Origin of the sequence: Pseudomonas sp. AB6 (genome assembly GCF_034314105.1) — a bacterium.
Lineage (GTDB): Bacteria > Pseudomonadota > Gammaproteobacteria > Pseudomonadales > Pseudomonadaceae > Aquipseudomonas.
This window is the reverse complement of the sequence record NZ_JAVIWJ010000001.1, coordinates 1,523,117-1,538,930: the sequence shown is the minus strand read 5'-3', so window position 1 is coordinate 1,538,930 and position 15,814 is coordinate 1,523,117. Positions and strand designations below refer to the sequence as shown.

Sequence of the window (15,814 nt, the reverse complement as noted above, 5' to 3'; positions counted from 1 at the left end):
TGCCGCGACCCAGATAACCAGCTTCGCAGAGGTCATGATAGGTCTCGCTCTAATCAGCAACGTTGAATCGACGGTATACAAAGGCGAGCCAACCGTTGTCGTCAAAAGGACAGCGTAACGATATAAATGGGCCCAGACATGAATGGCACTTACTTAACAGCTAACCCCTTGAGCTGAAAGCGAAAAACGAAGAGGGACTGGTCTTGGCCTGCGGTGATAGTTGCGAACACACGCCGACGACCAAGGACACAGCCCCAATGAATCGTAGACGTCAAACTCTCCAGCATCAACAGCAACGCCTTCATCGGCACGCTTCGAACTGTGATGCCTATGCTTTTTTCAATCTTCTCACTGCTCCCGAGCTGCTACAGCGCGTCGAGTCTGCACTGCCAGAATATCGGGAGCGCCTGTTTCCTCCGACTGAAACGCTGTCCATGGCTCCCGGGCGCCCGGTCGCGTTGAGGATCTCCGAGACCAACTCCCAGTCTGCATCGGAAATTGCGTATCGCTGTTGAGGATCGCTGGATGCTTGAGCAGATCGAGCGGACGGCGCTACCCTCAGATGCCTGGGTCAAGAAATTGGACAAGTTCAACCGTCTCTTCTTGCTGCCTCCAATCCATCCTCATGCACAGGAATATATGTGAACAACGAGCATCGCCCCCTTGTTAAATAACGTAGTAAATGCTGTTGCTTGTGGATTCGACGGTGCTTATGCTTCCCGGCCATTTGGCCATTCTTATAAGCCATATAGCTTCTCAATCCACGTTGCCTAAAGAGACTCACATGGACGTTGTCTAAGAAAAACCATTGGTTATCGAAAAGCCTATCGTTGCATTAGCGGCCCGCATTGGCTCTCTCGTTGCGGTCCCGATTCTCGCATCGATTTGCTATGCAGCGTTCTACCTTACCGGACTGGTTTACAGGCAGGTTTACCTTGATCGGCGTGTGTACGTAAATACCAAAGCTAAGGTCATTCCAATCAAGAATTACACAATCGAGACTTTGCCACCTAAAGACTATTTAGCGTTGACTGCTGCCGGTAAAATTGTTGGGTTTAGAAACATTAACTAGTCAACGGTGACAATCTTAACTCGAAGCCATAGAGATTAGAGAAATTAACGCCCTCCTCTGCCTTCGTTCACGTTGCGGGCGTGCGCTGTCAACTGGCGGGATTTTGTACCTGCTCGGTCGAAGACACGTTGCCCGGGCGACTTGCCTAAAAATGGCCAGTCCCGAATTGATTTGAATAGCTTGGTGGCGCCGCTTACGGTGGCGTGCGAACCAAACGTCACTCGTGCTGCGGCCCCACTAACAGTTTCGCCATCGTCCCTAAGCAGAACGACCGCGCTCGATACCACGTTGGTTCAATTCTGAAGGGTGCGATCGAATGGGGAAATCAGGCCAGCGGAGTACGTCGACCCTGAGGGATTAGCCATGTGCCACCAGCGCCTCAAAAAAACCAATTACCCCATGTTCAGGAAACAGTGTTTATCGCAAATCTGCCTACTCAGTGTTACATCACTTCCTTAAGATCCGAGCCCTTGCAAAGGCGGCTGTAACTTCCAGACCAAACTCCAATCGATAACTACCGACAGGTAACGTTGGCGCGTCACGCTTGTTAATCATTCATAATAAATACGCTTTGGGGCAACTATGCACAGCAAATCACTGTCAGCCACGTTGGTGCTGACAAGCTTAATCGTGGGTCTTGGATTAACCGCAACCGCACGTGCAGATTTTGTCCAAGACAGTAAATTATCGCTGGGTATGCGTAACTTTTTTTTCAACTCTGATAACCACTCCGGTGGTGCAGATCAAAAAGAATGGGCGCAGGGGTTCAAGCTCGACTATATCTCAGGGTTTACTGAAGGCACTGTCGGTTTTGGCTTGGACGTTGAAGGTATGCTCGGTCTGCACCTTGATGGCGGCAAAGGCATGCACCCGGCGATAAATACCTTTACTCCGAGTAAAAGTGACGGTTCGGCGCAATCCACCTGGGCCAGTGCTGGTGCTACGGCCAAGGCGCGCGTCTCCAAGACTGAAATTCGCTATGGCAACACGCTGACCCCGGCCCTGCCGATCCTGATGGCCAACGATGGGCGCCTGCAGTTGCAGACCTTCGAGGGGGGCATGATCACCTCCAAGGAAATCGATAACCTGACGCTGACCGGTGGCCAGATCGAAGGCGTCAAAGGCCGCGCCTCGACCAACACCACCGGTTTATCAGTGTCCGGCGCAACCCACGGCAGTAATAAATTCCGTTTTGCCGGAGGCGACTGGAAGGTCAGCAGTGACCTGACCCTGCAGTATTACTTCGCCAATATGGAGAACTTCTACTCGCAGAACTTCTTGGGACTGGTGCATGTGCTACCCATCACCGACGACTCTTCGTTCAAGACTGATCTGCGCTACTTCAAAAGCACCTCGGACGGACTCAACGGTGACGCAGGCTACAAGTTCAATAACAACGGTGGCTACGCGAAGAACAATGGCAAGGTGGACAACAACACCTGGAGCACGATGTTCACCTACTCCTTGGGCAACCAATCGCTGATGCTGGGTCGAACTCAGGTCTCTGACAACGGCGGTTTCGTCTGGAACAACGACGCCACCGAGACTAACAAGTACGGTAATAACGAAGGTGAAGGCGGCTATAGTTTTTATCTGTTCAACGACGCTACCGTCGGTAGTTTCGTCCGAGCGGGTGAGCACACCAACTTCGGCCAGTACAGCTATAACTTTGCCAGTCTTGGCATCTCCGGCCTGAAGGCGTCAATCAGCTATCTGCGAGGCGAAAATATCAAAGCAGTCGACGGCCAGGGGACCGATCAACACGAGTCGGAAATCGACACGCGCGTCGACTATGTTGTGCAAAACGGCCCTTTGAAAGGCTTTGGCACTACCCTGCGCCACGGTACTTACCATGCAGGAACCACTGGGGCTGCTAACCTGGATCAGACCCGATTGTTCTTCAACTACACGTACAATTTCTTCTGATTCAACACAGGGTCAACCATTAGCAGGCAACTCACCAAAACGTTATGGTCAAGTTTTTGGCATCACGCCTTTTCTCCGACCCGATCTATTAAATCATTCGAAATCAAGTGTGGCTGAGGGTCCTGGCCTTCAGCCACGTTCAAAAATGCTCGTCGCTCCTCCCCCGCCAATAAATTTTGCTTGACCGTGTTCAAAAGAGGTGTTTCAGCCCGCAGTTTAAATTTAAAGAAGTCGGCTGCCATTTCCGCGAGGGTGCTCAAGGTTAACTCCTGACTAATGCGCCTTTCGGAGCACGTCGATGCGAAAATATGGATATAGGATTCAGCGCCAATTTCCAGTTGTTGAGGACGCTGGACCTGATCCGGTGCAACGATCAGACCATCGTCCAATCTAAGAACCTGTCATCTATCGGAGAGCTGAAGACTACGAAGCTTAACGTTGATAATCCCTTTCTCCAACCTGATCTCAGGTCCGTTGCTCAAGCTAGCACCCACGGCGCGGCACCCATGAAGGTAGAAATGGCTCGGCGCTCATTTGCCGCCAATGACATCAAGGAGCGTGCCGCTGCCACACCCGCGCGCATCGATGCTGTACGGGCACGATGGCGGACATCACACGAAAACAGAGCAGCCATTGCAAGTCGGTTTTATTCGGCATACCTTGTACAAAACCTATACAAGGTATGTATCAATGTATAACGCCGAGCAATGGCCACTGACACTCTACTTTGATGGTGAATGCCCGCTCTGCGCTCGAGAAATAAAGCTCCTGCGCCGACGTGCCATAGAGGCTCGACTGCTGTTGATTGACATCAGCAGCGAGGACTTCAATGCCAGCGCGCTGGGGTTCACTTTCGAGCAAATGCAGTCCTCACTTCATGCCAGCTTTGCCGATGGCAGATGGGTTACGGGTCTGGACGCTACCCTATGGAGCTGGCGAGCAGCCGGGTTGGGCATCTGGGCCACCCCACTGACATGGCTTGCGTTGCGACCGTTGTTTGAACTCGGCTACAGCCTGTTCTGCCGCCTACGCCCTCATTTGGCATGGCTGCCTCACCCTGATGGCGGCCGTCGCTGTCTCGACGCCCGGTGCACGATACCGGAGCTAAATTCCGCGCCAAGCGCCCCATCTGATGTAAAACGAAAACAGACCTAGTCCAGATGTTACAGGTGACGTTGCTTTCCAGCGTCGGTCTGCGGGAGAGACAGAAAAAATGACAGAATTCTTGCGGATGAATTCCCTTGGCGATGACTATCGAGTCTTGGTGATAGGCGCCAGCGGAGCACTTGGTTCGGCCTTTTGTGAATTGCTCAATCAGGATCCACGTTGCTCAGGGGTTCGAGAGTTGGGACGCAAAAGTTCTCCGCGGTTGGACCTGGAGGAACCTGAGAGTATCGCCAAGGCTGCAGCTGAATTGGCCAAAGAGGCGCCGTATCAGTTGATCTTGCATGCCGCAGGTTTGCTCCATCGTGGGGAAATCAAACCTGAGAAAAGTTATGGCGCTATTGAAGACGATGCGTTCAAGGCCGTATTTCAAGTGAATACGTTTGGCCCCGCTCTGGTGTTACGCCACTTCTTGCCATTGCTTGACCCTCATGGAGCAATGGCGCTGCTGTCTGCAAAGGTCGGGAGCATCAGCGATAACCGCTTGGGCGGTTGGTACGCCTATCGCGCGTCAAAGGCGGCGTTGAATATGCTGATTAAAACGGCCGCAATCGAACTGGCACGAACCCGCCCCCAGTCGCGCTTGCTCAGTCTCCATCCTGGTACGGTTATTTCGGACCTGTCCCAACCCTTTCGTGGCGCCGCAGCGGCAAGACCGGCAAGTCTCGCTGCGCAAGAGCTTCTATCGCTGATTGACCGCTTGGAGCCTGCCGACAGCGGTAATTTCTTTGCTTACGACGGAGAGCGCCTACCGTGGTAGGCAGGGAGTGAATGTTGAATCTGAAAAAGTTGACTGAACTGGCCGCGAACGGCGAAATACGTGAGCTGGAACTGCTCTCGCTGGAGGGAGGTTTCTATATAGCGAGCGTCCGACTGGATAGCGGCCATCTTACCTTGCTGAACGATTTGGCAAAGCCTATGCACCTTCGCTCCATCACTCATCTGCGCGATCTGCTGCAACAGGTTCCGCCATTTCCGTGCGTGCTTGTGCAGCAGTGTGTTCACGATGAAATGTGCGGCCGACGTGAAGGCCCCATCGAGTCGATGAGAATTCCCTTTTCGCTGGCGACGCCTCGTTGAGATCGCAGGGTCGAAATCTGGGACTGGTGCTGGGTGATCAGCTGTCTTTCGATCTAAGTCTGTTCGACGTATTGGATGCAGATCACGACACCATACTGATGGCAGAGGTTATCGCCGAGGCCAACTACGTCCCCCACCATCCTCAGAAGATCGTTCTTATCTTCAGCGCCATGCGTCATTTTGCGCAGGCCTTGCGCGAGCGGGGGTGGAACGTCATTTATGTCCAAATCAATGATGTCGGCAATTGCGGCACTTTGGCTGGAGAATTACGTCGTTGGGCTGAAGAGTTGACCGCAGATCAGGTTCACATGACTGAATGCGGGGAATGGCGTTTGGAACAGGAATTACGAGGGTGTAGTCTGCCAATCATCTGGCATGCCGACCGGCGCTTTCTCTGCTCCCGAGAAGATTTTGCACAGTGGTCAGGGGCACGTGCTCATTTGCGAATGGAAGTGTTCTACCGTCGGATGCGCAAGCGTACTCAACTGCTTCTCGAACCAGATGGCAGCCCAGTGGGTGGTGTCTGGAACCTTGACACGGAAAATCGAAAAAAACTGCCGAAGGGTTTGCGCGGTCCTTTCCATGCGCGTTTCGCGGCAGATGACATTACCCGCGAAGTAATGGAAACGGTTCGCGACCGCTTCAAGGATCATTACGGCAGCCTGGATCGTTTCGATTACCCGGTGACCCACGCAGAAGCCCAAGAGCTGTGGCGGCATTTCCTCGATTTTTCTTTAGCGGCTTTTGGCAACTACCAGGATGCAATGGCTGAGGGAGAGCCTTTTCTGTTCCATGCGCGAATCAGCGCAGCCCTCAACATTGGCTTGCTCGATGTACGCCAACTCTGCGCCGAAGTGGAGAGCGAATATCGCCAAGGTCGGGTGCCGCTTAATGCTGCTGAAGGGTTTATCAGACAACTGATCGGCTGGCGAGAATATGTTCGCGGCATCTATTGGCTACGCATGCCGGAATATGCTGGTCTAAACACTTTCGGCAACAGCCGGGTGCTACCCGAGTTTTATTGGACCGGCTCCACCAATATGCGCTGTATGTCTCAGGTGATCGGGCAAACCATGGAGTTTGGCTACGCACATCACATACAGCGGCTGATGATCACTGGTAATTTCGCACTGCTTGCCGGCATCTTGCCCAAGGCAATATGTGACTGGTATTTGGCTGTTTACTTGGACGCATTCGATTGGGTTGAGCTACCCAACACCCTAGGCATGGTGATGCACGCGGACGGAGGCTATCTTGGCTCCAAGCCTTATTGTGCCAGCGGTCGCTATATTCAACGGATGTCTGACTATTGCGGTGGATGCGTATACCGGGTGGACGAATCAGTCGGCCCCCAGGCTTGCCCATTCAATTCGCTGTACTGGCACTTTCTGATACGCCATAAAGACCTGTTGGAGAGTAACCCCCGATTGGCTATGGTGTATCACAATTTGCAGGGCATGGATCAAGCTCGACGAGAGGCGATCTGGTTGAAAGGCGAAGAGCTGCTTACAAAATTAGACCTTGGCGAATCTCTGTGAAAATAATTGAGGCCCTGCTGATCAACCGATTTTTTCAGGCTGTATTGGAAGCCGACTTACTGGCGAAGAACTCCAAAAACTTCGTCAGGGCTCGTCTGTTAAATAACACGTTCGCACCTACCGATAATTTCAATTCCAATGAGTTATTCAATAGGAGATGAATGATGCACAAGCGCACATTAGGTAACAGCCGCCTTGAAGTCTCAGCCATAGGCTTGGGATGTATGGGCTTGAGTTTCGCCTATGGTCCAGCGATGGAGAAGTCAGCTGCTATATCGCTGATTCGGAGTGCCTTTGACGCAGGTGTCACGCTTTTTGACACCGCTGAGGTTTATGGACCGTACGTAAACGAAGCCTTGCTGGGCGAGGCGTTAGCCCCATTTCGCGAAGAAGTCGTAATCGCTACAAAATTCGGCTTCAAAAATGCAGATGTCGCCCAAGGTCTAGACAGCCGTCCTGAAACCATTCGAGCAGTGGTCGAAGCCTCCCTCAAGCGTCTGAAAACGGACCGTATCGATCTTTTATATCAGCATCGCGTCGATACAAATGTTCCCATCGAAGATGTCGCGGGCGCGGTTAAACAGTTGATTGAGCAAGGCAAAGTTAAACACTTCGGCCTGTCGGAAGCCGGCGTACAATCAATCCGGCGAGCCCATGCAGTGCAACCGGTCGCCGCGCTGCAAAGCGAGTATTCGATGTGGTGGCGAGAGCCGGAAAAAGATATTTTTCCCGTGTTGGAGGAGCTAGGCATTGGCTTCGTGCCGTTCAGCCCTTTGGGCAGAGGGTTCTTGACCGGAGCCATCGACGCCACCACCACATTCGCAAAAGACGACTTCCGTAATACGGTTCCGCGCTTTAACGAGGAAAACCGCAGGGCCAATGCGCAATTGGTCGAGGCGCTAGGCCATATAGCCGACGGAAAAGGCGCAACGCGCGCTCAAATCGCACTTGCTTGGCTGCTGAGTCAAAAACCTTGGATAGTGCCTATTCCGGGCACCACTAAACTACAACGTCTTGAGGAAAATATGGGGGCTGCGACCATCGAGTTAAGCCCGACTGACTTGGCCACCATCGAATCGGCACTGGCGCTTATTAAGGTGGCGGGAGATCGCTACCCTGCCCACTTGCAACAGCGCGTCGACCGCTGATGTCGTTCCCGTTGAACCGCCTACGCTCGTATACGAGCATGGGCGGTTCATCTGTATTAAAGGAAGATAGCGACCTTTGATAATTTATTTTTTTTGCGATTACGACGTGATTCGTATTGCCGCCGCTTTCGATTCTTTCTCTATCCGCTGAAAGAATGTCTGCGCGCGAATGTCCTGGGTGTAGGCCACATTCAGACGTAGCCAGCCGTACGCCTCACCCTCTGGCATAAACGCTGACCCCAGCGACAGTTGAACATGCAGCTCCTTGGCAATTTGATTGACCTTGCGGGTGTTTAAATGCCGGGGGCGCACCCATACGAACATACCTCCAGTGGGCTCGCAAAATACCTCCCAATGAACCTCGTGAAGTTGCCGAAGTGTACTCGCCATTTGCTTGTTTAGACGTTGGCGCAAGCGCTGAACCACTTTGCGATAAGACCCATTGGCCAGCAATGTGGCAACCACGTTTTCAGCGAATAGTGGACAACCTAAACCGGTAATCATCTTGACCTCGGCTAACTGATTGATGAGGTCTGGCTGGGCAACGACATAGCCTACTCGTAATGAACTGGTCAGCGTTTTGGAAAAACTGGCGAGGTAAATTACACGATCCAAGGCATCCAGGGTTGCTAGACGAGATGTCGCGCCGTTCTGAAAGTCAGCGTAGATATCGTCTTCGATGATTCGTAAATTATGTTGCGTTGCCAATTGCAATAATCGGTAAGCAACACTCGGGGCGAGGCTGGTGCCGGTGGGGTTTTGGTACATGCTATTGATGAAAAAATAAGAAGGGAAATATTGGCAGAGGATTGCCTCAAGACTGGCGATATCCGGCCCCTGCTGGGTTCTAGGTACAGCCAGGGTTTTGATCCCGTGGAACTTCAACAGGTTGAATAGATTGTAATAGCCAGGACTTTCCACCAACACCAAGTCACCCGGCTTGAGCAAGGTACGCACCAATAAATCGAGGCCATGGCTGGCACCCTGAGTGGTAATAATCTGGTTCGGTTCAACGTGAAGATCGATCAGGCTTAGACGTTTCTGAATATGCTGCCGTAAGTGAGCAGAGCCCAGCGGGGAGCTGTAGTTGAATAACGATCGGGGGTCGCTGCGCACCACCTGACGGATTGCCAAACCTAGGTCAGCGCCCTCTCGCCACGACTCGGGCAGCCAGCCACAACCCAGTTTTAGCTCCGTTGACTCACTGTCGAACAGCTCCCATGCCCCGTTGTCCTCCTCAAGTTTAGTCCCTATGGACTGAGGCCGCGTCTGCGCCACGAAGAAGCCCGATCCGTGACGAGACTCCAGTACGCCGATGGCCACCAGTTGATCATAGGCGTTTATAACGCTGGAAAGGCTTACGCCATTTTCCTGCGCCAGTTGTCGGATTGACGGCAATCGAGCGCCGGGGCGAATGCGATGTAGGCCTATCCAATTAACAACATTATTCACGAGCTGCTGAGCGACACCCGATGCAGCGTTACGATCAATGTTCAAGTCCACGGCGAGTACTGTTCTCAACTTTTGAGCAAACAGTTAAGCATAAAAGGTAGCGGTCTGTTCCTTGTTTGCGTCATGCCTGGAACGGATAGTCAGTGGGCTTTATAAGGACACTGAAAACCCCTGCTATTGAGGAACACCCTTGAACTTACAGCATCGACATACGTGGGGCCTGGCTTTTGCTCTTTGCTTGATAACCCTCGCGGTAAACCTTCAGGCACCCCTGTATACGACCTACGCGCAGTTGTCTGGCTATGGGGCGGGCGCTACTGCGGTGGCTTTTTCTGGTTATGTGCTGGGAGTGTTGCCGGTTTTACTTGCCCTCGGAGGGCTGGCTGACCGGGTGGGACGCAAACCGTTAATACTAACGGCACTGAGTTTATCAATAACGGCGACAATCATCATGTTGCTATGGCCAAACTTGATGGCACTGAGTTTGGCGCGACTGTTGCTGGGCGTAGGAACAGGGCTCGCCTCGGCTACCGGCACTGCCTACATGACAGAATTAATGGCAACCGGGGACGCGCGCGCGCCAGCCCACTGGGTCACGGCCAGTACGTCCTTAGGCTTCGGATTGGGGGCGGCGTTGACCAGCCTGTTTCTGCTCTCGCACGATAGCGTCAGGCCGGGTAGTTTTTGGCTGCAGTTGGCTTTAGCCTGCTTGGCGATCGTCGTGGTTGTGCGACTGCCGGACTCTATTGTGAAGATCAAAAAAACACCGTTATTGCGCCTGCCTACATTTCCCGCCGGTAGTCTCCCCTACGGTTTCTCTATTTTGTTGGCGTGGGCGACAGTAGGGGTGGTTATCGCCCTATTGCCTTCGGTGCTTGCAACCCATGATCTGGAGCGCTGGTCGGGCCTGTCTACTTTCACGGTGATTAGCGGGGGGATACTTTTTCAGCCCTTGGTCAGGCGCATGCAACCTGCTAACGCCACGGGGTTGGGACTTTTGGTATTACCCTTGAGCTACGCATTGTTGGCATGGGGCGCTCTCAGCGGCTCTTTGGTCGCGGTATTGATTGGCGCATTGGCCGCCAGCAGCTCGTGTTACGGATTTATATACTTGGGCGGCCTCTCGGCGGTCACGACGATGGCCGGTGCAAACAAAGTTCGCGCCAATGCCGGTTTTTTTCTATTGGCGTATGTGGGATTCAGTATTCCAGTCATTCTCACCGGTTTAATGGCCGATTACTTCGGTGCCCACATTGCGCTGCTGGTGTTTGGGCTGTTTCTATTACTGGGCGCGACCACGGTAGGAATCATCATTATTCGAGATAAAGCCTATGTCGCCAAAGGCTGTGGTAACGGACGAAGTACCGCCATGACCGCCGCGCAGGCCGCCATCATGACAAACGTGCCGATAAACACCCTTCGCATACCGAAATGACCGCCTAAATACCGACCGGTCAAGAGTCCAATAACCTGGCCGACGAGATTCATTGTGTGATTCGTTACCCAGCTAAGAAACCAGGTTTCTATTACTCGGATTTGCAGGAGCTGAAACGACTTGATTTCGGCCGGATTGCTTAGCGGTATAGAGCATAATGTCTGCCAGCTTCAGGACTTCATTGACATTGGATGAACTGTGCGGCCAATGAGCGATTCCCAACGAAATAGTGATGTGACCCGCGCTCACGAACATCGAGCTCTCTACGTGTTGACGCAAACGTTCAGAAACTCGTAGGGCCACCTCCGGTGAACTATTAGGTAAAAGAATTAAAAACTCTTCACCCCCAACTCGGCATAAAACATCGTTGTCTCGTGTATTGACCCGCATCAACTCGCCAAGCCGCTTGAGCACTTGATCGCCCACACCGTGCCCGAAGTTATCGTTCACTCGCTTGAAGTGATCTATGTCTACAGCCACCGCCGCAAATGGAGTCTTTTCAGTTTCCAGTCGCTCTAAAGAGCTTTCCAAAACACGACGATTGTATAAACCGGTGAGGGAGTCCGTTTGGGCTTCGCTTGTGAGTAGACCAATTTTTGCATGCAGTAAACGAACCCCCACCAGCATAACGCGCTTAAGTTGCGCCGCCTCGTAGTACCAAGGCTTTACGCGTTCAATCCGCCCTGCCGCTCCGGGCATTTGCATTTCTTGAGCGCTTTCAGCTAATTGAAGCAGTGGACGTGAAATTAGGCGTGCTAGCCACCACACAATGATAAAACCGAGAATTCCCAACGGGAGCGTGTTACGCAGCACATCAAGCATCAGATTATTGAGTGCTGCCAGCGTCGCTTGAGTTTGCTTTTGCGCCACAATTCCCCAATGCGCTGACGGCACATTGGCATAGCCAGCCAACATACTGATGCCCTGACTGTTAATCAGCCGCTTCTTGCCGTTCTCGCCGCGAATCACCGCGTCGACCACGGGGTTACCGTGCACTATCTGACCCACCCTTGAAGGGTCCGGGTGATACAACAGGCGGCGGTTCTGATCCACCACGTACAGGTAAGAACCATCGTGGTAATACTGTTCGCCTAAAAGATCGTTGAGAATGCTTTTTTTCTTGAGGTACAGCGTACCGCCGATATAGCCGAAATAGTGGCCCGTCTGATCGACAATGGGATGAGAAATAAATACCAGTAAATTTCCTGCGACCGAGATGTAGGGCTGACTGATGAGGGGTAGCTGTTTGGCCAATGCTTCAGCAGCGCCGGGTGTCTTCGTCATTTTTTGCTTTCCAGCAAATAAATCAGGCGAGAGCGCCACTATCCAGCCCTGCTCATTCACGATCACGACTGAATTAAAGCTGTTCGTCTGTAATTGCAATCGCCGTACTTCCGATTGCACTAGCTGTTTGTTTTCAAGCTGGTCACTTAACAGCGCCGCACTGTAGGCCAGTTGCTGCCTGGCCGCGATGAGAAATACGTCTGTGCTGTTAGCCAACTTGGTGGCGTAGGTACGGTTTGCCTCCAATGTGTTGTCGATCAATAATTGACGTTGGACACGGTAACTGGCGTAAAGGCTGTTGACCAAGGTAAGCGCCGCACTTAAAAGTGCCAGAGTAATAATAAGGCGGCGCAAATTGATGCTAAATAAATGTTGGGGTGGTATGCAGGCTATCCGGTGAGTCATCCTTGATCTTGCGACGGTTTTTTCTATGTCGTCAGGATCAAGTCGCTAATGCAACTTCGCCCAAAACTGCTTGGTCAATTCATGCAGTGCAGATGTCAACCGTAAAGCTTCACTTGCGTTGTCATGATTATTTTGGCTGGTGCTGACGCTCAGATCAGCAGCGTCTCTAATGTTAGAAACACTGCGGTTAATACCTTCGCTCACTGCACCCTGCTCTTCTACCGCCGCCGCAATCTGCATGTTCATTTCCGTAATTTCATGGACACCACGGCCGATGCCCCCAAGGGACTCCCTTGCCTGGCGGGCTTGGCTAACGCTTAATTGTGCGTGGTCACGGCTTTGCTCCATGACACTTACCGCAGCGCGTGTGCCATCTTGCAGCGCGCTGATCATTTGCTGAATATCGGCGGTTGACTGCTGGGTCCGCGCAGCCAAACTGCGCACCTCATCGGCGACCACTGCAAAACCGCGTCCTTGATCCCCTGCACGTGCAGCCTCGATGGCGGCATTGAGAGCCAACATATTTATTTGCGCAGTGATATCCCCAATCACGTCCAAGACATGGGAAATATCATTGCTGTGGTTTTCAAGCGCATAAATCACGTGAGTGGCCTGATGGATTTCAATTTCCAGAGCGGTAATCATGCGGCTCGTATCGCTTACCAATTGCTGTCCGAAGCGAGTCTCATTGCCGGCTTTTTCCGCCGCGCTGGCAGCACTCTGAGCATTGCGCGCGACGTCTTGGATGCTGGCCGCCATTTGAGTGATCGCGGTGGCGATTTGATCAGTTTCGACCTGCTGCTCGACAGTCAATCGGTTACTTGCATGGATCTCGTCAAGCAGGTTTTTTGCACAACCTCCCAACCGATCAGAGGCGTCGGCAATACGACCGATAACAGCACCGGTTTCCGCCTGAGCGGTCAACAACGCAAACTGAATCTGACCGATCTCGTCCGTTCGTCCCGTGTAAAGAATCTGGCTCACCGGGTTATCCGCCAACTCCCGTGTCTGGCGCGCCAAACTCCGGAGGGGACCGAGTACGAAGGCTATTGCGATATAGCTCAATGCACAATTGAGCGCGGCTTGCATGAATGAAACATACGGCGGAATGGACAACATGCTGTCGAGACCAAAGGTGCCAAGGGCAATCAAGCTACATACCAGCAAAGAGATTTTTGCGCCCAATCCTAAACGCAACCAACGGCTGATCGAGCCTCGGCCATTACGCAAACGTACATAAAGTTTTTCTGCTGCTTCGATTTGCGCCGTGGTAGGTGCTGTGCGCACTGATTGGAATTCAACCGTTTTGCCATTCTTTCGAATAGGTGTGACGTATGCACTGACCCAGTAATGATCGCCGTTCTTACAACGATTCTTAACCAGTCCCATCCAGGAGTGTCCAGCATTCAATGTCGCCCACATGTGCTTAAACGCTAACGTGGGCATGTCCGGATGCCTAACGATATTATGGGGTTGGCCTAGCAGTTCCGCTTCGCTGTAGCCACTAAACTTAATAAAGTCGGGGTTCACATACGTGATTAGGCTGGCGCCATCGGTGGTTGAGAGAATATTTGCATCGTCTGGAAGTTTAATTGCACGGCCAGTTACTGGTAAATTATTTCTCATGAAAAACCCTTGTCATCAATGCCGCGTAGCGACCGCAGGGCAGTGAATGCGTAGCAAAGATACTGCTGATAATTAGCAATGCAGTGTTCCATTGTCAGACAGCAAATATAATTTTGTAGTGCTCTTTAGTAAGGCACCGCAACGCATGATTTTATAGATTTTTGTTTACTGACTTATTACTGCCGTCAGAACGTTGTCGTATAAATATGGCGGGTCGGCAGTTAATTGCTTAGCTAACTATATAACTATGGCCTCACCTAAAAAGTCGCTATGACGTAGCTGCCTGTCATGAGGGCAGAGTGATTAGTATAAAGTTTTAAAGTATCGGGCAACCAAGGGAACCCATAGCCAATACGTCGATGCTTGGACGAGACCGTACAATAACGTGTAACTATGTACAAGGTGTAAATTACTGGAGGCAAAAAAATTTGCAAATATCAGCCGGGACCATGCGCGATTATCGTTAGGAAAAAGTTTTTTTAATCTGGCTCACCTGACCTGCTGTGGCCCGGCTTAGAAATCCAAGTGAGCTAACGTGTAAGCCATGGCCCCTATCTTGCGCGAGGCACTGCGCCCCGCGAACACGTTCGCTTTCACAGAATCTACATCAACTGTATGTTGATCGACGAATTAGAGGGGTTTTCGACGGGTTAATCATAAAACGGCTCCACCGATTTTCGACTGCCTATAAAAAAGCTGTCGGCCACCAGTCGTAAAGGCTGAAGGTCAAGGTCGCTGGTTTTCCGTTGAATCAATTGCTCGAAGTGTCTGTACACGGCCTCGTACTCTCCTTCGTCAGCTACCGATTGAGCCACTCCATCAATGGTCAGAGACGCCCCGCCGTTGTACAGCCGCAGTGTGCCTTCGATACAGCGAATCTCAATACTCCAGAGCTCACCATGCCCGTGGTCGAAATCAAACTCGGCCTTAATGTCCAGATGATTTGAGTCTGACAAACGCAACAACGCAGCAATTGGCGACTGGCAGTTGCTGGGCACTCTCAACTCTGCCGACTCAACGAACAGGGGCAATGGTAATAAATGAGTAACAATGGATAACGCATTAATACCCGGATCAAACACACCCAAGCCGCCTGGTTGCCAGATCCATGCTTGGCCGGGGTGCCATTTGCGCACATCTTCTTTCCAATCGATTTGTACAGACTGGAGAGTACGGCTCGATAGCCATTCGCGTGCCGCTTCAACGCCCGGGGCAAAACGCGAGTGCCAAGCAAACAAACCGCTTACGCCCAGGTCACGAACTTGTTCCACCAATGCCATTGCCTCCCCCAGGGTGGCACAGGGCGGTTTTTCAACCAAAACGTGTTTTCCCGCAGCCAAGGCGGCACGCACTAGCGCGTAACGGCCTTGAGGCGGCGTACAAAAAGCGATGGCATCTAGCGATGGCAATTGCTTGAGCATTTCCTCCAACGAACTGAAGTTCGCAACTCCTGGGCATGCTTGCCCCAGGGTTGCGACTGCAAGCAGTTGAAATGCAGAGTTAGCGAGAATCGCTGGTACGTGTCGATCCTGAGCAATCTTGCCGTAGCCCACCAAACCGAGACGAATCGGTTGCATCGTTGACTCCTGTTTTTGTATTTATGGTCGATGCAGCAACCTAGACGCAAATCATCGGCTAAACAACTGGCGGACGTGACGATATTCATTCCAATGCCAGTAGATAT

The 15,814-nt window shown here is 52.1% G+C and carries 12 protein-coding genes and 1 pseudogene; 8 read left to right on the top strand and 5 right to left on the bottom strand.

What is annotated here, in order from left to right:
- Positions 1 to 257: 257 nt before the first annotated feature.
- Both RGW60_RS07470 and RGW60_RS07465 read left to right on the top strand, forming a co-directional pair.
- Positions 258 to 437: pseudogene (locus RGW60_RS07470) on the top strand (IS4 family transposase); the annotation flags it as partial.
- Positions 438 to 1,654: 1,217 nt separating this feature from the next.
- On the top strand, positions 1,655 to 2,998 hold the full coding sequence (locus RGW60_RS07465) for an OprD family outer membrane porin (protein WP_322203514.1): 1,344 nt from the start codon (positions 1,655 to 1,657) through the stop codon (positions 2,996 to 2,998).
- Positions 2,999 to 3,060: 62 nt separating this feature from the next.
- On the opposite strand, the gene RGW60_RS07460 is transcribed toward RGW60_RS07465, so the two are convergent.
- The gene (locus RGW60_RS07460; RefSeq protein ID WP_322203512.1) at positions 3,061 to 3,387 is read right to left on the bottom strand and encodes a hypothetical protein; all 327 of its coding nucleotides are present in this window, start codon (positions 3,385 to 3,387) and stop codon (positions 3,061 to 3,063) included.
- 301 nt (positions 3,388 to 3,688) lie between these two features.
- Here RGW60_RS07460 and RGW60_RS07455 point away from each other — a divergent pair, with 301 nt between their 5' ends.
- The 5 genes from RGW60_RS07455 (at position 3,689) to RGW60_RS07435 (ending at position 7,928) form a co-directional block, all read left to right on the top strand.
- Positions 3,689 to 4,153, top strand: a complete 465-nt coding sequence (locus tag RGW60_RS07455; RefSeq protein ID WP_322203510.1) for a DUF393 domain-containing protein — start codon at positions 3,689 to 3,691, stop codon at positions 4,151 to 4,153.
- Positions 4,154 to 4,211: 58 nt separating this feature from the next.
- Positions 4,212 to 4,922: an SDR family NAD(P)-dependent oxidoreductase gene (locus tag RGW60_RS07450; RefSeq protein ID WP_322203508.1), complete on the top strand. Its 711-nt coding sequence runs from the start codon at positions 4,212 to 4,214 to the stop codon at positions 4,920 to 4,922.
- A gap of 14 nt (positions 4,923 to 4,936) precedes the next feature.
- Positions 4,937 to 5,242 carry a DUF6482 family protein gene (locus RGW60_RS07445; RefSeq protein ID WP_322206865.1) on the top strand — a complete coding sequence of 102 codons (306 nt, stop codon included), beginning with the start codon at positions 4,937 to 4,939 and terminating at the stop codon, positions 5,240 to 5,242.
- Positions 5,239 to 6,780, top strand: a complete 1,542-nt coding sequence (locus RGW60_RS07440; protein ID WP_322203507.1) for a cryptochrome/photolyase family protein — start codon at positions 5,239 to 5,241, stop codon at positions 6,778 to 6,780. The genes RGW60_RS07445 and RGW60_RS07440 overlap by 4 nt, the downstream gene beginning before the upstream one ends.
- A 164-nt stretch (positions 6,781 to 6,944) precedes the next feature.
- Positions 6,945 to 7,928, top strand: coding sequence for an aldo/keto reductase (locus RGW60_RS07435; RefSeq protein WP_322203506.1), 984 nt, complete (start codon positions 6,945 to 6,947; stop codon positions 7,926 to 7,928).
- Positions 7,929 to 8,027: 99 nt separating this feature from the next.
- Here RGW60_RS07435 and RGW60_RS07430 read toward each other — a convergent pair whose 3' ends face one another.
- A complete protein-coding gene (locus tag RGW60_RS07430; protein WP_322203505.1) occupies positions 8,028 to 9,431 on the bottom strand; it encodes a PLP-dependent aminotransferase family protein in 1,404 nt (467 codons plus the stop codon).
- A gap of 139 nt (positions 9,432 to 9,570) precedes the next feature.
- Between RGW60_RS07430 and RGW60_RS07425 the strand changes: the two genes are divergently transcribed.
- Positions 9,571 to 10,815, top strand: a complete 1,245-nt coding sequence (locus RGW60_RS07425; protein ID WP_322203504.1) for an MFS transporter — start codon at positions 9,571 to 9,573, stop codon at positions 10,813 to 10,815.
- 72 nt (positions 10,816 to 10,887) lie between these two features.
- Here RGW60_RS07425 and RGW60_RS07420 read toward each other — a convergent pair whose 3' ends face one another.
- The 3 genes from RGW60_RS07420 to RGW60_RS07410 all read right to left on the bottom strand — a co-directional run bounded on the left by RGW60_RS07420 (position 10,888) and on the right by RGW60_RS07410 (position 15,707).
- The gene (locus RGW60_RS07420; RefSeq protein WP_322203503.1) at positions 10,888 to 12,504 is read right to left on the bottom strand and encodes a sensor domain-containing diguanylate cyclase; all 1,617 of its coding nucleotides are present in this window, start codon (positions 12,502 to 12,504) and stop codon (positions 10,888 to 10,890) included.
- Between the two features lie 45 nt (positions 12,505 to 12,549).
- Positions 12,550 to 14,130, bottom strand: coding sequence for a PAS domain-containing methyl-accepting chemotaxis protein (locus RGW60_RS07415; protein WP_322203501.1), 1,581 nt, complete (start codon positions 14,128 to 14,130; stop codon positions 12,550 to 12,552).
- Between the two features lie 650 nt (positions 14,131 to 14,780).
- Positions 14,781 to 15,707 carry a Gfo/Idh/MocA family oxidoreductase gene (locus RGW60_RS07410; RefSeq protein WP_322203499.1) on the bottom strand — a complete coding sequence of 309 codons (927 nt, stop codon included), beginning with the start codon at positions 15,705 to 15,707 and terminating at the stop codon, positions 14,781 to 14,783.
- Positions 15,708 to 15,814 lie beyond the last annotated feature (107 nt).